Raw genomic sequence first — 23,959 nt, 5'->3', positions numbered from 1 at the left:
CGAGGGAGACATCGCGATGACCGACGCCCAACCGCCGCAGCTGTCGTGGGCGCAACGTTTCCGCGGCGCCATGCTCGGCGGGGCCGTCGGCGACGCGCTCGGGGCTGGCGTGCGGGGCACGAGCACCGCCGAGATCCAGCAGTGGTTCGGGCCGCAGGGCGTCGTCGACTACCTGCCCGTGTACGGGCGGCGCGGCGGGGTCACCGATCTGACCCAGCTCACCGTGTTCACCCTGGAAGCCCTGCTGCGCGCGAAGGCCGCCAACCCGGGCGGCAACGGGTGGTTGCCCACGGAGTTCGTCTTCACCAACTACCTGCGTTGGCTGCACACCCAGGGCGTTCCGTGGGACTACGCGATGTCGGCGTACCTGTCGGCGGAACCCGCGCCCACCAGCTGGTTGCTCGACCGGCCGGAGCTGTACTCGACCCGCAACCCGGACGGCGCGGCGATCGCCCTGCTCGGGCGGATGGCCCGGCGGTCCCCGCTGGGCGCCGACGGACTGCTCCGGCCCCCGACCGGTGCGGACGGTTTAGCAGACTGCGTGGCCTGGGCGGCGCCGGCGATGGTGTGGTCGAACGTGCCGGAGGCCGTGTACGCGACCGGCGCTTCGACCGCGAACCTGTTCACCTCCGCCCCGAACACGATCAGCGCGGCCGGCATGCACGGCGACGTGCTGGCGCAGCTGATCCGCGGGGTGCCGTTGTGGGACGCCGTGACCGCATCCGACCGCAACCGGCTCGGCAGCGCATACCAGGTCCGCGAGGTTCCCGCCGACGTCCGGCGGACCGTGCACGCGGCGATGTTCGTCGGGCAGCGGGGCATTCGTCCCTCCCCATCGGACATCGACATCGAATTCGACACCGAGGAAAAGCCCGGCGAACTCGGCATCGCGCTGGCCGCCGTGGGCAGCACCCGGAACTTCGCCGACGCGGTGCGGGTCGCCGTGAACCAGTCCAGCGACAGCGCCGTCACCGGTGCGCTGGCCGGGCAGCTCGCCGGAGCGATCTACGGGCCGAGCGGGATTCCCGCGCAGTGGGTGGGCGAACTCGAACTGCGCGAGATCATCGAGATCCTTTGCGCGGACGCCACCGAAGCCTTCGCGCCGCCACCGCCGCCGCAGTGGGCGCAGCGGTACTCCGGGGGGGTTCGCCGATCCCCGGGAACTCGCTGGCGGCTCGCCGAACACCGTCGAAGGCTCCGCCGAGCAGACCATGATCATGCCGGCGATCACGGCGTCGTCGGATGCCGCCGACACGCCCCCGCAGGGCATCCCGCCGCAGAGCACGCGCACGGCGAACATCGGGGCGCCGACTTTCCCGGCGGCCCGCGCCGAAACCCCGGCGAAGCCGGTGGAATTCGCGGCGACCGACCCGTCGAGCACCGGGCCGATCCCGGTGCCGCACCTGCGGTCGGCCGAAGCACCGGTCGAAACCACCGCGGTATTCACGGCGATCAACGCTCCTGCGGATGCGGTCGCCCCGGAGCAGTTCGAACGGGAGCCGCAGATCGGGGCCTTCCCACCGCGTGCCACCCCCCGCGCGGCGGCCGAGGTCGCGGCGCGGGCCGAGGGATTCACGGCGCCGGTCAAGCCCCGGGACGAAGCCCGGCCGACGCCGGTTCGGGACGAGGCCCGCTCGGCATTGGTCGAAGAGCGGGAGCAGTTGGTTTCCGAGGAGTGGCCGCAGGACGTTTCCGCAGCGGCTGAGCCGGATTTCACGCCGATCGTCGTACCGGAGGCCGACGACATCGCCGCCGCTACGGCATTCGCGTCGCGACCTGCCGACGACGAAGCCGAAACAGCGCATAGGGTGCCCGAGGACGCAGCCGCCGAACCGGAGTCCGCAGAGCGCGCCGCCGGCGAGGCCGGGCTCGCGGCGTCCGAGGAGTTCGCGGCGCGTGACGCAGCGATCGCAGAACCCGCGGAGTCGGTGGAGATCGCGGCCGGTGGCGCTGCGGCCGGAGCTGCTGAACCGGAGCGCGTCGTCGGCGAGACAGGAATCGCCGAGTCCGAGGAGTTCGCGGAGGTCGCTGGCATTGCGGTCGAAGCGGCGGTCGCCGGGCCGGAGATGTCCGCGCCGCCGGGACTTGTTGCGGAGGACGTCCTCCCGGCTCCCTCCGCCGAAGATCCGCTCGACGCCGAGCCGCCCGCCCCTCCGCAGCCGACGGCGGAGCGAGAGCCGGTCGACATGGAGCCGCCCGTGCGCGCACCGATCGACCTCGGACCAACCAAGTTCGAGACGGCCCCCGACGAGTTCGAAGCCGCGGTCGACCAGGTCGAATCCGATGCATCGGCAGGCATCACCGCCGAGGAGTACCGGCCGGAAGCTGCCGGATCGGTCCTGCCGGAAGCAGACGTGCTCGCCGCGTTGCCGAAGGTGAACGGAGCGGTCCTGCCGGTCGCGGAGACCACGCCGGAGGACATCGATGACGACGTCGTCGCGGACCGCGTCGCGCCGGGGAGTGCTGACGTCGACTCGTCAGAGTCGGCCACCGTCGAAGCCGAGCCGGGGCGGGCAACCCGGAGTGCAGAGCCGTCGAGCGTCGATCACATCGCTAGCCGCGTCGAGCCGACGCACGTCGATCCGGTGGAGGCAGCAGAGGCCGTCGAGTCCGAACCCACGGGCCCTGCTGACGTCGGTGACGACATCCCGTCGAGGGCTAATGCCTCGTCGAAGGCGGCCGAGCCGACTGGAGCCGGCGAGGTCGAGCCGGCCGAGGTCGCCGGATCCGTGCAGTCGGACGCCGAGTTCCAGCAGGAGGAATCCGCCGACGCAGAACCTAAGTTTCCGGAAGCGGTGCCGGCGGTGCCGCCGATAGTTCGCGGCGAGCACGCCAAGGCCGACCGCCCCGACGACAGCGCTCCGTCCCTCACCGAGCGGGTGCTGGGCTGCTTCCTAGGCGGAGCGCTCGGCGACGCACTCGGCTCCGACCTGGAGTTCCTCAGCGCCGAGGAGATCTCCAAGCGCTTCGGGCCCGACGGCCCGAGCGGGTTGCGCGAGGCGTACGGGGTGCACGGCGCGATCACCGACGACACCCAGATGACGCTGTTCACCGCCGAAGGCGTGATCCGCGGCAGCGTCGCCAACCGGATGCTCGGCTCCGAAGACCCGCTGCCCGAGGTGCAGCTCGCCTACCAGCGCTGGCTGCACACCCAGGGCGTCGACTGGGAAGCCGCCGCCGGGCGGTTCCTCGGCGACTACCCCGCGCCGGACGGCTGGCTGATCGAGGTGCCCGGCCTGTTCAAGACCCGCGCCCCCGGCAAGACGGTGTGGCGTGCGCTGGCCCGGTTCGGCGACGGCCACCCGGCTGGCTCGTTCACCGAGAAGATCAACGACTCCAAGGGCTGCGGCGGCGTGATGCGCGCCGCCCCGGTCGCGCTGTGCTCCACCGACCCGGCCGAGGTTTTCCGGCTGGCGGCCCGCACCGCCGCGCTGACCCACAGCCACCCCGCCGGCTACCAGTCCGCCGGCGCGCTCGCGGTGATCGTCCAGCAGGCGCTGCTCGGCCGCGGCCTCGACGACGGGGTTTGGCTGGCCCTGCAGGTCCTGGAGACCTGGGAGGACCACGAGGAGACCAGCGCGATGTTGAAGGCCGCCGTCGCCGTGGCCGAGGCGGGCGTGCCGACGCCGCAGCAGGTCGCCGAAACCCTCGGCGGCGGCTGGGTCGGCGAGGAGGCGCTGGCCATCGCCGTGTGCGCGGCGCTGGTCGGCGGCGAGGACGTCGAGCTCGCGCTGCGGATCGCCGTGCACCACGACGGGGACAGCGACTCCACCGGCGCGATCTGCGGGAACATCGTCGGCGCGCTGCTCGGTGTCAGTGCGCTCCCGGTCGACTGGCTGGCCGAGCTGGAACTGCGCGACGTCGTCGAGCAGATGGCGCTGGACTGCGTCGCCGAGTTCGGCCGGGGTGCGTTCCGGCCGGGCCCGGCCGCCATCGAGCCGCCGTCCGACGAGGACTGGAACGAGCGCTACCCGATCCGTCCGCAGTGGTCGGCCGTGCCGGAACCCGCGCTGCCCGTCGCCGAGTTCCCGGCGCCCAAGCCCGCGCCCCGGCGAATCAGCGGTCGCGTCCACACCGAAACGTTCGAAGGGGAGGACAAGTGATCCTCGGGACCCACCTCTGGGGCACGCACTGCGCGGTCGATGGCGAGCTGCGGTTGATGACCGAGTTACTGGACGGCGCGGTGCGGGTCGACGGCAGCCCGGATCCGATCCCGGTCGAGCAGGTGACCGCGGTGTTTTTCGACCAGGAGGACGACGCCCGTCCGGTGCGCCCGCAGTTCCCGACGCCCGCGGCCTTCGGCCAGGTGCCGGACCGGTCCGCGCTGCAGCGGGACCTGGTCGGTGCGCTGCGGGACGCGGTCGCCGCCGCGCTGCCGGAAGGCTGGCGAGAGGCCCAGGTGAACTGCACGGCCCTGGGCACCCGGATCGAGATCACCGCGTCGGTGACCACCGACGAAGAGCACCAGTGGATCCCCGCGCCGGAGGTCGTAGACGCCCTGCGCCGGTTGCGCAACGCCGAGTACGGCCCGGAGACCGGCGCGTGGACCTCCGCGCGCCTCGCCATCAGCGGCGACGGCTCCGACTACCGGACCGGGCACGACGCACCACAATGGACTCGCCGAGGCGAGGACCTCCGCGCGTACTACGACGAGCTGCGCTTCTTCCCTTGCACGACCGCACCGGACTGGCTGCTCGAAGCCGCGTGGCAGCACCACGCGAACAATCGCGGCAACTCCGATCAGCCCGGCCCGGTGCGAATGGTCCAGGTCTTCGACGGCCGCGACGCCTACGACCGCCCGGTGGCGCACCGGCCCGCGCTGCCGTGGGCGGAGAAGCAGATGGTCCTCGATTACCTCTTCGGCGGCGAGATCCTCCTGTCGGCCCCTGGCACCTCGCCGGACGAGGTGGACCCGCAGCGCCCGCCGGAGGTGCCGAAGCAGTTCCACACCGACGGCGCCTGGGTGTGGCCGCTGGCGATGGCCTACTACCTGGAGGCCCACGACATCGCGCCGCCACGCGACTTCCTCGAACACATCCGGCGCAACGGCCACCGGCCGCCGGAAGCCGTGGCCGAGCGCGCCGCGGCGGAGGCGAAGGCGCTGGTGCTGGGCGCCGACGCCGACACCCTGGAGAACGTCCCGCCGGCCGAGGCGATCGAGCTGGCCGGGGCGATCATCGGCGCGATGGGCATGAGCCGCCGGTTCTACAGCGTCGAGCAGCCCGTCGAGGGCGGCTGGGCCATGCTCCGGGAGCTCGACGGCTGGTGGTCGGTGTTCTGCGTCGAAAACGGCGCGGTCAAGAACAAGTCCCGGTTCCCGGAGCCGTTCGGGGCCGCCGCGTACCTGGTCGGCGCGATGGCGCTGACCCGCGACCTTTTCCTCCGCGCGCCCGACGAGCCGCTGGCCGACTTCGAGTGCCCGATCCGGCCGCTGCCCGGCGAGCCGCCGCTGGACGCTTACGACGACAAGTTCCTCGTCGACCTGCGCGCGGACGATGAGGTCGACCGGTTCGGTGACCCGGCGGGCAACACGGTCTTCGTAGCGGGCACGACGCTGCCGCAGCGGTCCGTCCCGCCGCAGCAACCGGCCGGGGAGTACCGCCGGTACCGGGTTGTCACCGCGCTCCGGGCGGTCTCCGGGGTGGCCAAGCCGGACTTCGGGCAGGTCGGCGGCGGTACCGCCTTCGTCCTCCCGGCCGACGTCCAGTCGCTGGTCGCGGAGGGCGTGCTCGCGGAGGTCTGAGCCAGCCAGCTCGCGGCCGGCTCAGACCTCGCGCGGAGGACGCCCGCGGAGGCGCTGGCGGTGGCCAGCGCCGCAGGGGTGGAAGTCGTCGTCGACGGGCCGGACGGTGGTCCGCGACCGCTGCGCCAGGACCACGGCCGCATCCGGTGGCGGCACCCGCCGCCCGGCCGGCCGGGCGCCGGGTCGTGGTGCGGCCCACCAGAGGCCACCCGATGTGATCCATCTCGCCGGGCGGGAAGGTCTTGTCGCCGTGGGTAGAGTGTCTGGACGAGGAAGACGTGAGCTCGCACCCAGGAGATGGGCGCCACCGCAGCGCCGGGTGATCGAGCAGGTCAAGGGGACCCCGTTTTGACCCTCTGAGAACGGGGCAGGTATCTTTGTTTATCGGACCCGACACCCATCGGGTCGATCCGCATGCCCGTGCATGACGTGGTCGCCAGCCGCTGGTTGAGACCGCGCCAGCGCTGAGGACGTGTGGAACTCCTCTCAACAACCCTCTGGGGTCGTTCCCATTGGGGCGCATCGGCGCCGAAAGGCCGAGGAGTGGGCGACACGCCCGACCTCGTGGTGCGGGAGGAGTCCGGAAACACAGTGCCTGACAGGTGCTCGACGCCAGGGCACGCCGAAGCTCGAACGAGCGGCCGCTTGGTCGAGTACCAGAAGACGCGAACGCTGACAGAAAGCCGGTCCATGCCCACCATCCAGCAGCTGGTCCGTAAGGGCCGCCAGGACAAGGTCGCGAAGACCAAGACCGCGGCGCTCAAGGGGAGCCCGCAGCGGCGTGGCGTGTGCACCCGCGTGTACACGACCACCCCGAAGAAGCCCAACTCGGCACTGCGCAAGGTCGCTCGTGTCAAGCTGACCAGCGGCATCGAGGTCACGGCCTACATCCCGGGCGAGGGCCACAACCTGCAGGAGCACTCGATCGTGCTCGTTCGTGGCGGCCGTGTGAAGGACCTCCCCGGCGTGCGCTACAAGATCATCCGCGGTTCCGCTGACACCCAGGGTGTGAAGAACCGCAAGCAGGCTCGCAGCCGGTACGGCGCGAAGAAGGAGAAGAGCTGATGCCCCGCAAGGGTCCGGCCCCGAAGCGGCCGCTGCACGCCGATCCCGTGTACGGTGCGCCGCTGGTCACGCAGCTGGTGAACAAGGTCCTCGTGGACGGCAAGCGCTCGCTGGCCGAGCGGATCGTTTACGCGGCGCTGGAAGGCTGCCGGGAGAAGACCGGCACCGACCCGGTCGTCACGCTCAAGCGTGCCCTCGACAACGTGAAGCCGACCCTGGAGGTCCGCAGCCGCCGCGTTGGTGGCGCGACCTACCAGGTCCCGATCGAGGTGCGCGCCGGCCGCTCCACGACCCTCGCGCTGCGCTGGCTCGTCGGTTACTCCCGGCAGCGCCGCGAGAAGACGATGGTCGAGCGCCTGATGAACGAGCTGCTGGACGCGAGCAACGGTCTCGGCGCGAGCGTCAAGAAGCGTGAAGACACGCACAAGATGGCGGAGTCCAACAAGGCCTTCGCGCACTACCGCTGGTGACGTCGGGTCGGCTCTTGCCCGCCTCGGCGCACCGATTCGACAGCTTGCACCTGCTGTAGGGAACGGGGAAGAAACTCGTGGCACGCGACGTGCTGACAGACCTGACCAAGGTCCGCAACATCGGCATCATGGCCCACATCGACGCGGGCAAGACCACCACGACCGAGCGGATCCTCTACTACACGGGGATCACGTACAAGATCGGCGAGGTGCACGACGGCGCCGCGACGATGGACTGGATGGAAGAGGAGCAGAAGCGGGGTATCACCATTACCTCGGCTGCTACCACGACCTTCTGGGGCGACACCCAGATCAACATCATCGACACCCCGGGCCACGTCGACTTCACGGTCGAGGTGGAGCGGTCGCTGCGCGTCCTGGACGGCGCGGTCGCGGTGTTCGACGGTAAGGAAGGTGTCGAACCGCAGTCCGAGCAGGTCTGGCGTCAGGCGGACAAGTACGACGTCCCGCGCATCTGCTTCGTCAACAAGATGGACAAGCTGGGCGCGGACTTCTACTTCACGGTTCGGACGATCGAGGAACGCCTCCACGCCCGGCCGCTGGTGCTGCAGCTGCCGATCGGTGCCGAGTCCGACTTCCAGGGCGTCGTCGACCTGGTCCGGATGAAGGCTCTGACCTGGCGCGGCGAGGTCAAGAAGGGTGAGGACTACGAGGTCGAGGACATCCCGGCCAACCTCGCCGAGAAGGCTGCGGAATACCGCGAGAAGCTGATCGAGGCCGTCGCGGAGTCCGACGAGGCTCTGATGGAGGCCTACTTCGGTGGCGAGGAGCTGACCGAAGAGCAGATCAAGAGCGGCATCCGCAATCTGACCAACAGCCGCGAGGCGTTCCCGGTGCTCTGCGGTACCGCGTTCAAGAACAAGGGTGTCCAGCCGATGCTGGACGCGGTGGTGGACTACCTGCCCGCGCCGCTGGACGTCCCGCCGGTGCAGGGCCTGCTGCCCGACGGTGTGACCCCGGCCGAGCGTAAGCCCAGCATCGACGAGCCGTTCGCCGCGCTGGTGTCCAAGATCGCCGTGCACCCGTTCTTCGGCAAGCTCACCTACGTCCGGGTCTACTCGGGCAAGGTCTCCGCGGGCACCCAGGTCATCAACTCGACCAAGGAGCGCAAGGAGCGCATCGGGAAGATGTTCCAGATGCACTCCAACAAGGAGAACCCGGTCGACGAGATCCAGGCGGGTCACATCTACGCGGTGATCGGCCTGAAGGACACCACCACCGGTGACACCCTCTGCGACCCGGCGAACCCGATCGTGCTGGAGTCGATGACCTTCCCGGCGCCGGTCATCGAGGTGGCCATCGAGCCCAAGACGAAGGCCGACCAGGAGAAGCTGTCCACGGCGATCCAGAAGCTCGCCGAGGAAGACCCCACGTTCCAGGTCAAGCTGGACGATGAAACCGGTCAGACCATCATCAAGGGCATGGGCGAGCTGCACCTCGAGGTGCTCGTCAACCGGATGAGGACCGACTTCAAGGTCGAGGCCAACATCGGCAAGCCGCAGGTGGCCTACCGCGAGACGATCCGCAAGTCGATCGACAAGTACGAGTACACGCACAAGAAGCAGACCGGTGGTTCCGGTCAGTTCGCGCGCGTGATCATCGGCCTGTCGCCGATCGAGCAGACGTCCGAGAGCGCGACCTACGAGTTCGCGAACAAGGTCACCGGTGGGCGCATCCCGCGGGAGTACATCCCGTCGGTGGACCAGGGCGCGCAGGACGCGATGCAGTACGGCGTGCTGGCCGGCTACCCGCTGGTCGGCGTGAAGGTGACCTTGCTCGACGGCCAGTACCACGAGGTCGACTCGTCGGAAATGGCGTTCAAGGTCGCGGGTTCGATGGCGCTGAAGGAAGCCGCTGCGAAGGCCTCCCCGGCGCTGCTCGAACCGATGATGGCGGTCGAGGTGACCACGCCCGAGGACTACATGGGCGATGTCATCGGCGACCTGAACTCCCGCCGTGGCCAGATCCAGGCTATGGAGGAGCGCAGCGGTACCCGCGTCGTCAAGGCTCTCGTGCCGCTGTCGGAGATGTTCGGGTATGTCGGCGACCTGCGGTCCAAGACCCAGGGTCGTGCCAACTACTCGATGGTGTTCGACTCCTACGCCGAGGTTCCGGCGAACGTGGCTAAGGAGATCATCGCCAAGGCAACGGGCGAGTGACCCGCTGCTCGGTCCCGGCCAGCCGGGACCGAGCGGGAGGCAACGCCTCGCGAAGGCGACCGGGGAGCAATCCCCTCCAGTTCGGCGGCGGACGGGCCGCCACCCCGCAAGGACAGTGTTCTTCCGGGATCGGCGGCCCGCTCGTCACCTACCCGACAGGACTCCGCCTGGCACAACAAGTCGTACGGCGGAAAGTTAACAAGTCCAGGAGGACAATCCAGTGGCTAAGGCGAAGTTCGAGAGGGACAAGCCGCACGTCAACATCGGGACCATCGGTCACGTTGACCACGGCAAGACCACGCTCACCGCGGCCATCACCAAGGTTCTGCACGACAAGTACCCGTCGCTGAACCCCTTCACGCCGTTCGACGAGATCGACAAGGCGCCGGAGGAGCGTGAGCGCGGCATCACGATCCAGATCGCGCACGTCGAGTACCAGACCGAGAAGCGCCACTACGCCCACGTGGACGCCCCCGGTCACGCCGACTACGTGAAGAACATGATCACCGGTGCCGCGCAGATGGACGGCGCGATCCTGGTGGTCGCGGCGACCGACGGCCCGATGCCGCAGACCCGCGAGCACGTACTGCTGGCCCGCCAGGTCGGTGTGCCCTACATCCTGGTCGCGCTGAACAAGGCCGACATGGTCGACGACGAGGAAATCCTCGAGCTCGTCGAGATGGAGGTCCGCGAGCTGCTGTCGGCCCAGGAGTTCCCGGGTGACGACGTGCCGGTGGTCCGCGTTTCCGCGCTGAAGGCGCTGGAGGGCGACGCCGAGTGGGGCGCCAAGATCGTCGAGCTGATGGACGCGGTGGACGAGAACGTCCCGGACCCGGTCCGCGAGATCGAGAAGCCGTTCCTGATGCCGATCGAGGACGTCTTCTCCATCACCGGCCGCGGCACCGTGGTCACCGGCCGCATCGAGCGCGGTGTCGTCAAGGTGAACGAGGAGGTGGAGATGGTCGGCATCAAGGAGAAGCCGATCAAGACCACCGTCACCGGTGTCGAGATGTTCCGCAAGCTGCTCGACGAGGGCCAGGCGGGTGACAACGTCGGTCTGCTGATTCGCGGTGTCAAGCGCGAAGAGGTCGAGCGCGGCATGGTCGTCGTGAAGCCCGGCACCACCACCCCGCACACCGACTTCGAGGCTCAGGTGTACATCCTGTCCAAGGACGAGGGTGGCCGGCACACGCCGTTCTTCAACAACTACCGGCCGCAGTTCTACTTCCGCACCACCGACGTGACCGGTGTGGTGACCCTCCCCGAGGGCACCGAGATGGTCATGCCGGGCGACAACACCGAGATGACGGTCGCCCTGATCCAGCCGATCGCGATGGACGAAGGTCTGCGCTTCGCGATCCGCGAGGGTGGCCGCACCGTCGGCGCCGGTCGCGTCACCAAGATCGTCAAGTGACGTGGCGAGGGCCCGCCCCCGAACCTTCGGGGGCGGGCCCTCTTGCTTTTCAATGACAACCTGCCGAGGGTTTCGTCCGCCGGTACCGACTCAGCGATGTGCGCCCGGCGACAATTCTCCCCGTAACCCCACCCCGGTTTGGGCTGGATAAACGGGTATGTCATGCTGTATGGGTTGCTCGTTCAGGGCGGCCGGGTTTTGAACTGACCGAATTCGAGAAGGTTCGAAGCTCCGGCCGCCTTGCTGCGAGGGCCTCGCGCCCTTGTTCCGGTTCAGGGCTGTTCTCAGACGGTGCTGATGCCGCCGGATTCCCGGTGGCGGGCCGAACAGGGCACAAGAAGGTGTACGGGCCGCAAGGCTCACCCCGTCGGCGACGTTCGCGGGGACCGGTATGCGGTAGCTGGGCGACACGCCCGACCGCGGGTACCGGGCACCAGATACCTGAACAGGGGCGGACTGAGAGCTGTGGCGCCTCCCGGCATCGGGACGACACAAGGCTGAGGCCGCGTGGGGCACCACCGCCCACGAGGGTGCGGTGCACCCGCACCCAAGACGAAACCGCGGCACGAGACTAGAGGAACGGCAAGCCACTATGGCGGGACAGAAGATCCGCATCCGGCTCAAGGCCTACGACCACGAGGCGATCGACGCGTCCGCACGCAAGATCGTCGAGACCGTGACGCGCACCGGCGCTCGGGTCGTTGGGCCGGTGCCGCTGCCCACGGAGAAGAACGTCTACTGCGTCATCCGCTCCCCGCACAAGTACAAGGACTCGCGGGAGCACTTCGAGATGCGAACGCACAAGCGGCTCATCGACATCCTCGAACCGACGCCGAAGACGGTTGACGCGCTGATGCGCATCGACCTGCCGGCCAGCGTCGACGTGAACATCCAGTAAGCGCGGCGACGAGGTAGCTGGAGAGAACGAGACCTATGTCTGACAGGCAGATCAAGGGGATTCTGGGCACCAAGCTCGGCATGACCCAGGTCTTCGACGACCAGAACCGGATTGTCCCGGTGACGGTCGTGCAGGCCGGGCCGAACGTGGTCACCCAGATTCGGACCCCCGAGAAAGACGGCTACTCGGCCGTGCAGCTGGCGTTCGGCGCCATCGACCCGCGCAAGGTGAACAAGCCGCGGAGCGGCCACTTCACCAAGGCCGGCGTCACCCCGCGTCGCCACGTCGTCGAGCTGCGCACCGCGGACGCCGGTGAGTACGAGCTGGGCCAGGAGATCGGCGCGGACGTCTTCGAGGCGGGCGCGGTGGTCGACGTGGTCGGCACCAGCAAGGGCAAGGGCTTCGCGGGCACCATCAAGCGGCACGGTTTCCGCAGCCAGGGTGCCAGCCACGGTACCCAGGCGGTCCACCGCAAGCCGGGCTCCATCGGTGGCTGCGCCACCCCGGGCCGCGTGTTCAAGGGCATGCGGATGGCCGGGCGGATGGGCTCGGACCGCGTCACCACCCAGAACCTGAAGGTTCACAAGGTGGAGTCGGAGACCGGCCTGCTGCTGATCAAGGGCGCCGTCCCCGGTCCCAAGGGCGGCCTGGTCCTGGTTAAGAGTCCTGCGAAGGGTGGTGCGTGATGAGCCTGACGCTCGACGTCCGTACCCCGGACGGTAAGACCGACGGCACCGTCGACCTGCCCGCCGAGATTTTCGACGTGCAGGCGAACGTGGCGCTGATGCACCAGGTCGTGGTGGCCCAGCTGGCCGCCGCGCGCCAGGGCACCCACGCCACCAAGACTCGCGGCATGGTGTCCGGCGGTGGCAAGAAGCCGTACCGCCAGAAGGGCACCGGCAACGCCCGGCAAGGCTCCATCCGGGCCCCGCAGTTCACCGGCGGTGGCGTCGTCCACGGGCCGCAGCCGCGGGACTACTCCCAGCGGACCCCGAAGAAGATGAAGGTCGCCGCCCTGCGCGGTGCCCTCTCCGACCGGGTTCGCGCCGGCCAGCTGCACGTGGTCACCGGCGTGGTCGGCGGCGAGACGCCGTCCACCAAGTCGGCGAAGACCGCGCTGCGCAACTGGACCGAGGCCAAGAAGGTTCTGGTCGTGCTCAACCGCCACGACGAGGAGAACTCGTGGCTGAGCCTGCGGAACCTGCAGAACGTGCACCTGATCGACCCGGGCCAGCTGAACACCTACGACGTCCTCAACAGCGATGACGTGGTGTTCACCAAGGCCGCGCTCGAGCGTTTCGTCGCGGGCCCCGTCAAGGGCCGGTCGGTCAAGGCCGCCGCGTCTTCCGCAGAGGAGGCACAGCAGTGAGCGCCGACCCGCGAGACATCATCCTTGCGCCGGTGATCTCCGAGAAGAGCTACGGACTGCTCGAACAGGGGCAGTACACCTTCCTGGTGGACCCGCGCTCGAACAAGACCGAGATCAAGATCGCGGTCGAGAAGATCTTCGACGTCAAGGTGACCAGCGTCAACACGATCAACCGCAATGGCAAGCGCAAGCGTTCCCGGACCGGGTTCGGCAAGCGCAAGGACACCAAGCGGGCGATCGTCACCCTGTCGCCGGAGAGCAAGCCGATCGAGATCTTCGGCGGACCGGCCGCCTGACCGGTGCTGATTAGGACGAGGTTGCGTTAACAATGGGCATTCGCAAGTACAAGCCGACGACGCCGGGCCGTCGTGGCGCGAGCGTGTCCGACTTCGCCGAGATCACCCGGTCGGAGCCGGAGAAGTCGTTGGTGCGTCCGCTGAACAAGAAGGCGGGCCGCAACGCTCAGGGCAAGATCACCACGCGGCACAAGGGTGGCGGTCACAAGCGGGCTTACCGCGTGATCGACTTCCGCCGCAACGACAAGGACGGTGTGCCGGCCAAGGTCGCGCACATCGAGTACGACCCGAACCGCAGTGCTCGGATCGCGCTCCTGCACTACGCCGATGGCGAGAAGCGCTACATCATCGCGCCGAACAACATCAAGCAGGGCGACGCCATCGAGAGCGGTGCGCGTGCGGACATCAAGCCGGGTAACAACCTGCCGCTGCGCAACATCCCGACCGGCACCGTGATCCACGCGATCGAGCTCCGCCCCGGTGGCGGCGCCAAGATCGCGCGGTCTGCCGGTGCCCGGGTGCAGCTGGTGGCCAAGGACGGCCCGTACGCCCAGCTGCGGATGCCCTCGGGCGAAATCCGCAACGTGGACGCGCGGTGCCGGGCCACCGTCGGCGAGGTCGGCAACTCCGAGCACGCCAACATCAACTGGGGCAAGGCGGGCCGCATGCGGTGGAAGGGCAAGCGCCCGACCGTCCGCGGTGTCGTGATGAACCCGGTGGACCACCCGCACGGTGGTGGTGAGGGCAAGACCTCCGGTGGTCGTCACCCGGTCAACCCGAAGGGCAAGCCGGAGGGTCGCACCCGCCGCCGCAAGCCCAGTGACAAGCTCATCGTCCGCCGTCGCCGTACTGGCAAGAAGCGCTGAGCAGGGAGGTAAGCAAACATGCCACGCAGCCTGAAGAAGGGCCCGTTCGTGGACGACCACCTGCTCAAGAAGGTGGACGTGCTTAACGAGTCGGGCAAGAAGACCGTGATCAAGACCTGGTCCCGCCGGTCGACGATCATCCCGGACATGCTGGGCCACACCTTCGCGGTGCACGACGGTCGCAAGCACGTCCCGGTGTTCGTCACCGAGTCGATGGTCGGGCACAAGCTGGGCGAATTCGCCCCGACCCGCACCTTCAAGGGCCACGTCAAGGAAGACCGGAAGTCGCGCCGCCGCTGAGGCGGGGCTGTGACACGAACGAGTAAGAGCAAGGGGTAGCAGGATGACAGCCCGTACCGACTCCACTGCTGCGGAGGAATTCCCGCACGCAGTGGCGCGGGCCCGGTTCGTCCGCGTGTCGCCGATGAAGGCGCGCCGCGTGGTCGAGCTCATCAAGGGCCGGAGTGCCGCCGATGCCCTGGCCGTGCTCCAGTTCGCGCCGCAGACCGCCAGCGGTCCGGTGTCGAAGGTGCTCGCCAGCGCGATCGCCAACGCTGAGAACAACCTCTCCCTCGACCCCGAGACGCTGGTCGTGCGCCACGCGTACGTGGACGAGGGGCCGACGTTGAAGCGGTTCCGGCCGCGCGCGCAGGGCCGTGCGTACCGGATCCGTAAGCGCACCAGCCACATCACGGTCGAGGTCGAGTCCCGGCCGAAGGCGGCGACCAAGTCCCGAAAGAGCCAGAAGGGGAGTGCCCGGTAGTGGGTCAGAAGATCAACCCGCACGGCTTCCGACTCGGCATCACCACGGACTGGAAGTCTCGCTGGTACGCCGACAAGCAGTACTCGGAGTACGTCGCGGAGGACGTCAAGATCCGCCGGCAGCTGTCTCGCGGTATGGAGCGCGCTGGGATCTCGAAGGTTGAGATCGAGCGCACCCGCGAGCGCGTGCGGGTGGACATTCACACCGCCCGGCCGGGCATCGTCATCGGCCGTCGCGGTGCCGAGGCGGACCGCATCCGCGGTTCGCTGGAGAAGCTGACCGGCAAGCAGGTCCAGCTCAACATCCTCGAGGTCAAGAACCCCGAGGCGGACGCCCAGCTGGTCGCGCAGGGCGTGGCCGAGCAGCTGTCCAACCGCGTGTCCTTCCGGCGCGCGATGCGCAAGGCCATCCAGTCGGCCATGCGCTCGCCGCAGGTCAAGGGCATCCGGGTGCAGTGCTCGGGTCGCCTGGGCGGCGCGGAGATGTCCCGCTCGGAGTTCTACCGCGAGGGTCGGGTTCCGCTGCACACGCTGCGCGCGGACATCGACTACGGCTTCTTCGAGGCCCGCACCACCTTCGGCCGCATCGGCGTCAAGGTGTGGATCTACAAGGGCGAGCTGGTCGGTGGCCTGAAGCAGAAGCAAGAGCAGTCCGAGGTCCGTCCGCCGCGCGGCGGTGGCGACCGCGGCGAGCGCGGCGAGCGCGGTGGCCGTTCCGACCGCGGTGGTCGTCGCCGGGGTGCCGGTGGCGCAGACCGCGCTGCAGCTGACAAGTCCGCCAAGGCCGAGAAGGCCGCGGAGGGCGAGCAGCCGCAGGCTGCTGCGGCTGAAGAGAAGACGGAGGGCTGAGACGTGCTCGTCCCACGCAGGGTGAAGTGGCGCAAGAGCCACGCGCCGAAGCGTACGGGCTTCGCCAAGGGTGGCACCCGGATCAACTTCGGCGAGTACGGCATTCAGGCGATCGAGCACGGCTACGTGACCAACCGGCAGATCGAGTCGGCCCGTATCGCGATCACCCGGCACGTCAAGCGTGGCGGCAAGGTGTGGATCAACATCTTCCCGGACCGTCCGCTGACCAAGAAGCCGGCGGAAACCCGTCAGGGTTCCGGTAAGGGCTCGCCGGAGTCCTGGGTCGCCAACGTCAAGCCCGGACGCATCATGTTCGAGCTGACCTTCCCGAACGAGAAGACGGCGATTGAGGCGCTGACCCGTGCGGCGCACAAGCTCCCGATGAAGTGCAAGATCGTGTCCCGCGAGGGTGGTGACTTCTGATGGCAGCGGGTGTCACCGCATCCGAGCTCCGCGAACTCAACGAGGAGGAGCTCGTCCAGCGGCTGAAGGAGGCGAAGGAGGAGCTGTTCAACCTTCGCTTCCAGATGGCCACGGGTCAGCTGCAGAACAACCGGCGGCTGCGCGTCGTCCGCCAGGACATCGCCCGGATCTACACCATCATGCGCGAGCGCGAATTGGGCCTGACGGTTTCCCCCGAAGGCGCTGAGGAGGGCGCGGCATGAGTGAGAAAGGACAGGGCGTGGAGCGCAACCGTCGCAAGGTGCGCGAGGGCTACGTCGTCTCGGACAAGATGGACAAGACGATCGTGGTCGCCCTCGAAGACCGTAAGAAGCACGCCCTCTACGGCAAGGTCATGCGGCAGACCAGCAAGGTCAAGGCGCACGACGAGGCCAACGCGGCCGGGATCGGTGACCGCGTGTTGCTGATGGAGACCCGGCCGCTGTCGGCCACCAAGCGCTGGCGGCTCGTCGAGGTCGTCGAGAAGGCCAAGTAAAACAAACGGTTGCGGCCGGCTGACCGCTGTGGGGCACCCACACCCGAGCAACGCCGGGAATCCTCCCAGCGGTCGGCCGGTTCGCGTGCCGGAAGTTGACCGCGCGCGTCAGGTCGGAAATTTGGCGCGCCAGAGTGTGCTCGGGCCAGGTCCGAGTACTTAGGGTCAGGAGTCAAGACGTGATCCAGCAGGAGTCGCGACTGCGTGTCGCCGACAACACCGGGGCCAAGGAGATCCTTACGATCCGTGTCCTCGGTGGGTCGGGTCGGCGGTACGCGGGCCTCGGGGACATCATCGTGGCGACCGTCAAGGAAGCCATCCCCGGTGCCGGAGTCAAGAAGGGCGATGTGGTCAAGGCCGTCATCGTCCGCCAGAAGAAGGAAAAGCGTCGGGCGGATGGTTCCTACATCCGGTTCGACGAGAACGCCGCGGTGCTGGTCAAGCCCGGTGGTGAGCCGCGGGGCACCCGTATCTTCGGGCCGGTCGCCCGCGAGCTGCGCGACAAGAAGTTCATGAAGATCATCTCGCTCGCGCCGGAGGTTTTGTGATGAAGATGCATGGAACACGGCGCGACACGGGGTTTGCCAACTTGACCACAGCATTGTCCCCGGAGGTGTCGATCTGATGAAGATCAAGAAGGGCGACACGGTCGTCGTCATCTCCGGCAAGGACAAGGGCGCCAAGGGCAAGGTCATCAAGGCCATGCCGCAGGAGCAGCGCGTGCTGGTAGAGGGTGTCAACCGGATCAAGAAGCACACCAAGGTCTCCAGGACCGAGCGTGGCGCGCAGTCCGGCGGCATCGTCACCCAGGAAGCGTCGATCCACGTGAGCAACGTGATGGTCGTGGACTCCGATGGCAAGCCCACCCGGGTCGGCTACCGCATCGGTGAGGACGGCAAGAAGGTTCGCATCTCTCGTCGTAACGGTAAGGACATCTGATCATGACTACCGCTGAGAAGATCGTCCCGCGGCTGAAGACCCGTTACCGCGAGGAGATCCGCCAGGCGCTCAACGAGGAGTTCAACTACTCCAACGTGATGCAGACGCCCGGCGTGGTCAAGGTCGTGGTCAACATGGGTGTTGGCGACGCCGCTCGGGACAGCAAGCTGATCGAGGGCGCGGTCCGCGACCTGTCGATCATCACCGGTCAGAAGCCGGAGATCCGCAAGGCCCGCAAGTCCATCGCGCAGTTCAAGCTCCGCGAAGGCATGCCGATCGGCGCGCGGGTCACCCTGCGCGGCGACCGGATGTGGGAGTTCCTGGACCGCCTGGTCACCATCGCGCTGCCGCGAATCCGCGACTTCCGCGGGTTGTCGCCGAAGCAGTTCGACGGCAAGGGCAACTACACGTTCGGCCTCAACGAGCAGTCGATGTTCCACGAGATCAACCCGGACAACATCGACCGCCCGCGTGGCATGGACATCACCGTCGTTACCACGGCCACCAACAATGAGGAGGGCCGGGCGCTGCTGAAGCACCTGGGCTTCCCGTTCAAGGAGAACTGAGCGATGGCCAAGAAGGCGCTGGTTATCAAGGCGGCGCGCAAGCCGAAGTTCAACGTCCGCGGCTACACCCGCTGCCAGCGCTGCGGTCGGCCGCGTGCGGTGTTCCGCAAGTTCGGGCTGTGCCGGGTGTGCTTCCGCGAGATGGCGCACGCGGGCGAGCTGCCCGGCGTGAGCAAGTCCTCCTGGTGACTGCCCGCCTGCTGGGGTAATGCCGGCTCCCGGTACCCTCAGCAGGCGCTACCAGGGCTGATGCCCACGCTCCGCGGCGAACGCCGTGCTTGCACGCGAAATGACAAGGGACCCGGCTGCTCGGCCGGGAAACCCCGAACTTCGTCCAGGCCAGGGCCCAGACGGCCACCCGTATCCCGGGTGGTGCGCGGTCGGGGCCCATCGGAACCAGACGAGAAAGGTTGAGCAGGTCATGACGATGACCGATCCGATCGCAGACATGCTGACGCGTCTGCGCAACGGAAACTCGGCATACCACGACGAGGTCGTGATGCCGCACTCCAAGCTGAAGGCGAACATCGCCGAGATCCTCAAGCGGGAGGGCTACGTGTCCGGCTCCCGCGTCGAAGAGGGCGAGAACTGCAAGCAGCTCGTCGTCGAGCTCAAGTACGGCCCGAACCGCGAGCGGAGCATCGCGGGCCTGCGCCGGGTCTCGAAGCCCGGCCTGCGGGTCTACGCCAAGTCCACCAACCTTCCCAAGGTGCTGGGTGGCCTGGGCGTCGCGATCATCTCGACCTCCGGCGGTCTGCTGACCGACCGGCAGGCCATGAAGAAGGGCGTGGGCGGGGAAGTCCTCGCCTACGTCTGGTAAGGGAGGAGGAGCGGCAATGTCGCGCATCGGAAAGCTGCCGATCACCGTCCCCTCCGGCGTCGAGGTGACCATCGACGGCCCGGCGGTGAACGTGAAGGGCCCCAAGGGCAGCCTGCAGCACCAGGTCGCCGAGCCGATCGTCGTCGAGCGGGACGAGGACGGTTCGATCCTGGTGAAGCGCCCCAACGACGAGCGGGAAAGCCGTTCGCTGCACGGGCTCACCCGGACGCTGGTCAACAACATGGTGATCGGGGTCAGCCAGGGCTACCAGAAGGACCTGGAGATCCACGGCGTCGGTTACCGCGTGCTGCAGAAGGGGTCGAACCTGGAGTTCGCCCTCGGCTACAGCCACCCCATCGTGATCGAGCCGCCGGAAGGCATCCAGTTCGCCGTCGACGGTCCGACCAAGCTGTCGGTCAAGGGCATCGACAAGCAGTTGGTCGGCGAGATCGCGGCCAGGATTCGCAAGCTGCGCAAGCCCGACCCGTACAAGGGCAAGGGTGTCCGCTACGCAGGTGAGATCATCCGCCGCAAGGTCGGGAAGACGGGTAAGTGACCATGAGCGAGACGACAGCTACCAAGCGCAAGCCGGTGGGCAAGGACATCTCGACCAAGCGTCGGCTTGCCCGTGCCAAGCGGCACACGCGCATCCGCAAGAAGATCGTCGGCACCGCCGAGCGCCCGCGCCTTGTCGTGACCCGGTCGCTGCGCAACATCGTCGCGCAGGTCATCGACGACACCAAGGGCCACACCCTGGTCTCGGCTACCAGCCTGGAAACCGATGTCCGGACCGTCGAGGGCGACAAGAAGGCCAAGGCCAGCAAGGTCGGCGAGCTCGTTGCGGCCCGTGCCAAGGACGCCGGCATCGACAAGGTCGTGTTCGACCGCGGCGGTAACGCCTACCACGGTCGGGTGGCTGCGCTGGCCGACGCCGCCCGTGACGGTGGACTGGAGTTCTGACAAGTGGGTAAGAACGAGAACGGAAGGGACGCCTGATGCCTGGACGCACTCGGCGTGAGGGCGGGGAGTCCGGCGGCAAGGACCGCCGGGACCGCCGCGACGGCGGCCGTGGCGGGGCGGCCCAAGAGAAGACCCCGCAGTTCGAACGCGTCGTGACCATCAACCGCGTCGCGAAGGTCGTCAAGGGTGGCCGGCGGTTCAGCTTCACCGCGCTGGTCGTCGTCGGCGACGGGGACGGCATGGTCGGTGTCGGTTACGGCAAGGCCAAGGAAGTTCCGGCGGCGATCGCCAAGGGCGTCGAGGAGGCGAAGAAGAACTTCTTCCGCGTCCCGCGCCTGGGCGGCACCATCACCCACCCGGTGCAGGGCGAGGACGCCGCGGGCGTCGTGCTGCTGCGTCCGGCCAGCGCCGGTACCGGTGTCATCGCCGGTGGCCCGGTTCGCGCGGTGCTGGAGTGCGCCGGTGTCCACGACGTGCTGAGCAAGTCGCTGGGCAGCGACAACCCGATCAACATCGTGCACGCCACGGTCGCCGCGCTGAAGCAGCTGCAGCGTCCGGAGGAGGTCGCGGCTCGTCGCGGCCTGCCCCTGGAGGACGTCGCCCCGGCGTTCATCCTGCGTGCCCGTGCGGCGCAGCAGGGGGCCTGATCGACATGGCACAGCTGAAGATCACCCAGGTGCGCGGGCTGGTCGGCACCAAGCAGAACCAGCGCGACACCATGCGTTCCCTCGGGCTGCGCAAGATCCGTCAGTCCGTGGTGCGTCCGGACGACTCCAACGTGCGCGGCATGATCAACGCCGTCCGTCACCTGGTGACGGTCGAGGAGGTCGACTGACATGGTCATCAAACTGCACGACCTGCGTCCGGCCCCTGGTGCCAAGCGTGACAAGGTCCGCGTCGGCCGCGGTGAGGGCTCCAAGGGCAAGACCGCTGGTCGCGGTACCAAGGGCACCAAGGCCCGCAAGAACGTCTCCCCCCGCTTCGAGGGTGGGCAGATGCCGATCCACATGCGGCTCCCGAAGCTGAAGGGCTTCAAGAACCGCTTCCGCACCGAGTACCAGGGTGTGAACATCGGTCGGCTGGCCCTGGCGTTCCCGGAGGGTGGCACCGTCGGCATCGACGAGTTGGTCGCCAAGGGCCTGGTCAAGAAGAAAGAGCTGGTCAAGATCCTCGGCGACGGGGATCTGGAGGGCATCAAGCTGGAGGTGACCGCGCACGCGTTCACCGGCAGCGCCCAGGAGAAGATCACCGCTGCGGGTGGTTCGGTCACCAAACTGGACCGCTGACAACGGTTTTCCAACCGAGGGCCGGGCGACGGGAAGTCGCCCGGCCCTCGGCCTTTTCCCGATCAGGTGAAGACTGGAGGGCGTCTTCGGCCGGTGCAGTCGGTCTAAGACGCCGTCCACCCGCAACCCCATCGTTTCGGTGTACTCGGGAATTGGTGGTTCCCGGTCGGCCCCGTGATCGAATTGCCTTGGGGGACAATCTGTTTCGTTCACCCTGGGGGCGGAAGTATTTCGGTGTTCACGTTTTTCGGGGGACCTTTGAAAAATCTTGTTCGCCGATGATGGCCGCTGTGTTCGGCTGTGCGGCTTCGGTCGCCGTCCGTGGCTTCGTTCGGGCCTGCTAGAGTCGCCCCGGCAGTGCCGTAATGAACGGGTGCTGCGGAAATTGCCGCATCTTTCCCGGCCGGTTCCGACCGGCTCGCGTACAGGAGGTTCGCGTGCTCGGCGCCTTCCGCTCGGCTCTGGCGACGCCGGACCTGCGCCGCAAGATCCTGTTCACCCTGGGCATGGTCGTGCTCTACCGGCTCGGCGCCACGATCCCCTCTCCTGGGGTGTCGTACCCGAACATCCAGAAGTGCATCGCGCAGATCCAGGGCAGCGGTTCGCAGAGCGTGTACTCGCTGCTCAACCTCTTCAGCGGCGGTGCGCTGCTGCAGCTGTCGGTGTTGTCGCTGGGCATCATGCCCTACATCACCGCGAGTATCATCATCCAGCTGCTGCAGGTGGTCATCCCGCGCTTCGAGCAGCTGAAGAAAGAAGGCCAGTCCGGCCAGGCGAAGCTGATCCAGTACACCCGGTACCTGACCATCGCGCTGGCGATCCTGCAGGGCACCGGCATCGTGGCGCTCGCGGTCCGCGGCCAGCTCTTCCAGGGCTGCTCGGTGTCGGTCATCCCGGACGACTCGGTGCTGAACCTGATCACCATCGTTGTCGTGATGACCGCCGGTGCCGCGGTGCTGATGTGGATGGGCGAGCTGATCACCGAGCGCGGCATCGGTAACGGCATGTCGCTGCTGATCTTCGTCTCGATCGCCTCGCGGATCCCGGCCGAGGGCGGCGCGATCCTCACCTCGCACGGCGGGCTGGTGTTCACCGTGGTGTGCGCCTTCGCTGTCGTGATCATCGCGACGGTGGTCTTCATCGAGCAGGCGCAGCGCCGGATCCCGGTGCAGTACGCCAAGCGCATGATCGGCCGCCGGATGTACGGCGGGACCTCCACCTACCTGCCGCTGAAGGTGAACCAGGCGGGCGTCATCCCGGTCATCTTCGGCTCCTCATTGCTGTACCTGCCGCAGCTGCTCGGCCAGCTGGCCGGCAACCAGGACACCTGGTGGGCGCGGTTCATCCAGACCTACATCGTGTCGCCGTCCAGCTGGGTGCACATCCTGCTGTACATGTCGTTGATCATCTTCTTCGCGTACTTCTACGTGTCGATCACGTTCAACCCGGAAGAGCGCGCCGACGACATGAAGAAGTTCGGCGGGTTCATCCCGGGCATCCGGCCCGGTCGGCCGACCGCGGAGTACCTGAGCTTCGTGCTCTCCCGGATCACCCTGCCCGGCTCGTTGTACCTGGGCATCATCGCGATCCTGCCGAACTTCTTCCTCGGCATCACCGGCGGTCAGGGCCAGAACCAGAACTTCCCGTTCGGCGGCACCGCGGTGCTGATCATGGTCAACGTCGGCCTGGACACCGTGAAGCAAATCGAGAGCCAACTCACGCAACGCAGGTACGAGGGTTTCCTCCGGTAAGCTGGACGGTCCGGGCGTCGTGCGGTGGCGCACGCCCGGGGACCGCCGTTGCGGGTGGGCTGGCCTGGTGAGCATGGCCCATGCGTAGGGTTGGAGCGTGGCTGCCCGGATGCAGGTAGGGCGCCCGTGCAGCTCGTCAGCAGTTGGCGCGCGATCAGATTGATTCGGAGGCAGACCCTTGGTGCGATTGGTTCTCGTCGGCCCGCCCGGTGCGGGCAAGGGCACCCAGGCGGCCGTGCTCAGCGAGCAGTTGGACGTCCCGCACATCTCCACGGGTGATCTGTTCCGCGCGAACATCGGCAACTCCACCCCGCTCGGCCAGAAGGCCAAGAGCTACATGGACGCCGGCGAGCTGGTCCCCGACGAGGTCACCAATGAGATGGTGCGCGACCGCCTCTCCGACGAGGACGCCGCCAAGGGCTTCCTGCTGGACGGCTACCCCCGCAACACGGCGCAGGCCGAGGTGTTGCGCGAGATGCTGAGCGAGCACGACGCGGAGCTGACTGCGGTGCTGCAGTTCGACGTGCCGGAGGAAGAGCTGGTCAAGCGGATGCTGGCCCGTGGTCGCTCGGACGACACCGAGGACGTCATTCGCCGCCGACTGGCGGTGTACAGGTCGGAGACTGAGCCGCTGCTGGAGTACTACCGGGACCGGATCATCAAGATCGACGCCGTTGGCTCGATCGAGGAGATCACCGCCCGCGCGCTGGAAGCGCTGCGCAACCGCGCGTGAACCGGTCGGCCGGTCGTAGCGGTGACCGGCGGGGAACGCAGTCCGAGAAAGAATC

30 protein-coding genes are annotated in these 23,959 nt (G+C 67.9%); all 30 read left to right on the top strand.

The features are described 5' to 3' along the window. Positions 1–16: 16 nt before the first annotated feature. The 30 genes from SSPN_RS61150 to SSPN_RS0138090 all read left to right on the top strand — a co-directional run bounded on the left by SSPN_RS61150 (position 17) and on the right by SSPN_RS0138090 (position 23,904). Positions 17–1,705, top strand: coding sequence for an ADP-ribosylglycohydrolase family protein (locus SSPN_RS61150; RefSeq protein ID WP_029536139.1), 1,689 nt, complete (start codon positions 17–19; stop codon positions 1,703–1,705). Further along, entirely contained in the window at positions 1,641–4,103 is a 2,463-nt protein-coding gene (locus tag SSPN_RS61145) for an ADP-ribosylglycohydrolase family protein (protein ID WP_010315438.1), read from the top strand. The genes SSPN_RS61150 and SSPN_RS61145 overlap by 65 nt, the downstream gene beginning before the upstream one ends. Then, positions 4,100–5,743, top strand: a complete 1,644-nt coding sequence (locus SSPN_RS0138225) for a TNT domain-containing protein (RefSeq protein ID WP_010315436.1) — start codon at positions 4,100–4,102, stop codon at positions 5,741–5,743. Before SSPN_RS61145 ends, SSPN_RS0138225 begins: the two co-directional genes overlap by 4 nt. A gap of 690 nt (positions 5,744–6,433) precedes the next feature. Next, positions 6,434–6,808: a 30S ribosomal protein S12 gene (gene rpsL / locus SSPN_RS0138220; protein WP_009948619.1), complete on the top strand. Its 375-nt coding sequence runs from the start codon at positions 6,434–6,436 to the stop codon at positions 6,806–6,808. Next, complete coding sequence (rpsG, locus tag SSPN_RS0138215) at positions 6,808–7,278, top strand: 30S ribosomal protein S7 (RefSeq protein ID WP_010315434.1); 471 nt, start codon at positions 6,808–6,810, stop codon at positions 7,276–7,278. The genes rpsL and rpsG overlap by 1 nt, the downstream gene beginning before the upstream one ends. 77 nt (positions 7,279–7,355) lie before the next feature. Next, the gene (fusA, locus tag SSPN_RS0138210) at positions 7,356–9,458 is read left to right on the top strand and encodes an elongation factor G (RefSeq protein ID WP_010315432.1); all 2,103 of its coding nucleotides are present in this window, start codon (positions 7,356–7,358) and stop codon (positions 9,456–9,458) included. A gap of 220 nt (positions 9,459–9,678) precedes the next feature. Further along, positions 9,679–10,872 (top strand): elongation factor Tu, encoded by a 1,194-nt coding sequence (gene tuf, locus SSPN_RS0138205; protein ID WP_010315430.1) that lies wholly within the window; start codon positions 9,679–9,681, stop codon positions 10,870–10,872. 592 nt (positions 10,873–11,464) lie between these two features. Beyond that, on the top strand, positions 11,465–11,770 hold the full coding sequence (gene rpsJ, locus SSPN_RS0138200) for a 30S ribosomal protein S10 (RefSeq protein ID WP_009948626.1): 306 nt from the start codon (positions 11,465–11,467) through the stop codon (positions 11,768–11,770). A 35-nt stretch (positions 11,771–11,805) separates the two neighbouring features. Beyond that, positions 11,806–12,456, top strand: a complete 651-nt coding sequence (gene rplC / locus SSPN_RS0138195; RefSeq protein WP_010315426.1) for a 50S ribosomal protein L3 — start codon at positions 11,806–11,808, stop codon at positions 12,454–12,456. Then, on the top strand, positions 12,456–13,139 hold the full coding sequence (gene rplD, locus SSPN_RS0138190; RefSeq protein WP_010315424.1) for a 50S ribosomal protein L4: 684 nt from the start codon (positions 12,456–12,458) through the stop codon (positions 13,137–13,139). The genes rplC and rplD overlap by 1 nt, the downstream gene beginning before the upstream one ends. After that, entirely contained in the window at positions 13,136–13,435 is a 300-nt protein-coding gene (rplW, locus tag SSPN_RS0138185) for a 50S ribosomal protein L23 (RefSeq protein WP_010315423.1), read from the top strand. The genes rplD and rplW overlap by 4 nt, the downstream gene beginning before the upstream one ends. A gap of 32 nt (positions 13,436–13,467) precedes the next feature. Further along, positions 13,468–14,301, top strand: a complete 834-nt coding sequence (rplB, locus tag SSPN_RS0138180) for a 50S ribosomal protein L2 (RefSeq protein ID WP_010315421.1) — start codon at positions 13,468–13,470, stop codon at positions 14,299–14,301. Positions 14,302–14,319: 18 nt separating this feature from the next. Continuing rightward, complete coding sequence (rpsS, locus tag SSPN_RS0138175) at positions 14,320–14,601, top strand: 30S ribosomal protein S19 (protein ID WP_010315419.1); 282 nt, start codon at positions 14,320–14,322, stop codon at positions 14,599–14,601. Positions 14,602–14,644: 43 nt separating this feature from the next. After that, positions 14,645–15,064 (top strand): 50S ribosomal protein L22, encoded by a 420-nt coding sequence (gene rplV / locus SSPN_RS0138170; protein ID WP_029536138.1) that lies wholly within the window; start codon positions 14,645–14,647, stop codon positions 15,062–15,064. Further along, complete coding sequence (rpsC, locus tag SSPN_RS0138165; protein ID WP_010315413.1) at positions 15,064–15,912, top strand: 30S ribosomal protein S3; 849 nt, start codon at positions 15,064–15,066, stop codon at positions 15,910–15,912. The genes rplV and rpsC overlap by 1 nt, the downstream gene beginning before the upstream one ends. A 3-nt stretch (positions 15,913–15,915) precedes the next feature. Further along, entirely contained in the window at positions 15,916–16,335 is a 420-nt protein-coding gene (gene rplP / locus SSPN_RS0138160) for a 50S ribosomal protein L16 (RefSeq protein WP_010315411.1), read from the top strand. Next, positions 16,335–16,577: a 50S ribosomal protein L29 gene (gene rpmC, locus SSPN_RS0138155; RefSeq protein WP_010315409.1), complete on the top strand. Its 243-nt coding sequence runs from the start codon at positions 16,335–16,337 to the stop codon at positions 16,575–16,577. The genes rplP and rpmC overlap by 1 nt, the downstream gene beginning before the upstream one ends. Continuing rightward, entirely contained in the window at positions 16,574–16,849 is a 276-nt protein-coding gene (rpsQ, locus tag SSPN_RS0138150) for a 30S ribosomal protein S17 (RefSeq protein WP_029536137.1), read from the top strand. The genes rpmC and rpsQ overlap by 4 nt, the downstream gene beginning before the upstream one ends. Positions 16,850–17,028: 179 nt before the next feature. Then, complete coding sequence (gene rplN, locus SSPN_RS0138145; protein WP_010315405.1) at positions 17,029–17,397, top strand: 50S ribosomal protein L14; 369 nt, start codon at positions 17,029–17,031, stop codon at positions 17,395–17,397. A gap of 76 nt (positions 17,398–17,473) precedes the next feature. Continuing rightward, a complete protein-coding gene (gene rplX / locus SSPN_RS0138140; protein WP_010315402.1) occupies positions 17,474–17,788 on the top strand; it encodes a 50S ribosomal protein L24 in 315 nt (104 codons plus the stop codon). Between the two features lie 2 nt (positions 17,789–17,790). Then, a complete protein-coding gene (gene rplE / locus SSPN_RS0138135) occupies positions 17,791–18,354 on the top strand; it encodes a 50S ribosomal protein L5 (RefSeq protein WP_010315400.1) in 564 nt (187 codons plus the stop codon). Positions 18,355–18,357: 3 nt separating this feature from the next. Then, positions 18,358–18,543 (top strand): type Z 30S ribosomal protein S14, encoded by a 186-nt coding sequence (locus tag SSPN_RS0138130; protein ID WP_010315398.1) that lies wholly within the window; start codon positions 18,358–18,360, stop codon positions 18,541–18,543. Positions 18,544–18,775: 232 nt separating this feature from the next. Continuing rightward, positions 18,776–19,174, top strand: coding sequence for a 30S ribosomal protein S8 (gene rpsH, locus SSPN_RS0138125; protein WP_010315396.1), 399 nt, complete (start codon positions 18,776–18,778; stop codon positions 19,172–19,174). A gap of 16 nt (positions 19,175–19,190) precedes the next feature. Further along, on the top strand, positions 19,191–19,730 hold the full coding sequence (gene rplF, locus SSPN_RS0138120) for a 50S ribosomal protein L6 (RefSeq protein ID WP_010315394.1): 540 nt from the start codon (positions 19,191–19,193) through the stop codon (positions 19,728–19,730). Positions 19,731–19,732: 2 nt separating this feature from the next. Beyond that, positions 19,733–20,134: a 50S ribosomal protein L18 gene (gene rplR, locus SSPN_RS0138115; protein WP_044577133.1), complete on the top strand. Its 402-nt coding sequence runs from the start codon at positions 19,733–19,735 to the stop codon at positions 20,132–20,134. Positions 20,135–20,169: 35 nt separating this feature from the next. After that, positions 20,170–20,781 (top strand): 30S ribosomal protein S5, encoded by a 612-nt coding sequence (gene rpsE / locus SSPN_RS0138110; RefSeq protein ID WP_010315389.1) that lies wholly within the window; start codon positions 20,170–20,172, stop codon positions 20,779–20,781. Between the two features lie 5 nt (positions 20,782–20,786). Beyond that, on the top strand, positions 20,787–20,969 hold the full coding sequence (rpmD, locus tag SSPN_RS0138105) for a 50S ribosomal protein L30 (protein ID WP_010315387.1): 183 nt from the start codon (positions 20,787–20,789) through the stop codon (positions 20,967–20,969). A gap of 1 nt (position 20,970) precedes the next feature. Continuing rightward, positions 20,971–21,420 carry a 50S ribosomal protein L15 gene (gene rplO / locus SSPN_RS0138100; protein ID WP_010315384.1) on the top strand — a complete coding sequence of 150 codons (450 nt, stop codon included), beginning with the start codon at positions 20,971–20,973 and terminating at the stop codon, positions 21,418–21,420. Positions 21,421–21,857: 437 nt separating this feature from the next. Continuing rightward, positions 21,858–23,171, top strand: a complete 1,314-nt coding sequence (gene secY, locus SSPN_RS0138095; protein WP_010315381.1) for a preprotein translocase subunit SecY — start codon at positions 21,858–21,860, stop codon at positions 23,169–23,171. Between the two features lie 178 nt (positions 23,172–23,349). Then, complete coding sequence (locus tag SSPN_RS0138090) at positions 23,350–23,904, top strand: adenylate kinase (protein ID WP_029536136.1); 555 nt, start codon at positions 23,350–23,352, stop codon at positions 23,902–23,904. Positions 23,905–23,959: the final 55 nt, after the last annotated feature.

It is taken from the genome of Saccharopolyspora spinosa NRRL 18395 (genome assembly GCF_000194155.1).
In the GTDB taxonomy this organism is placed as follows: domain Bacteria; phylum Actinomycetota; class Actinomycetes; order Mycobacteriales; family Pseudonocardiaceae; genus Saccharopolyspora; species Saccharopolyspora spinosa.
This window is presented reverse-complemented; position numbering and strand designations above follow the sequence as displayed.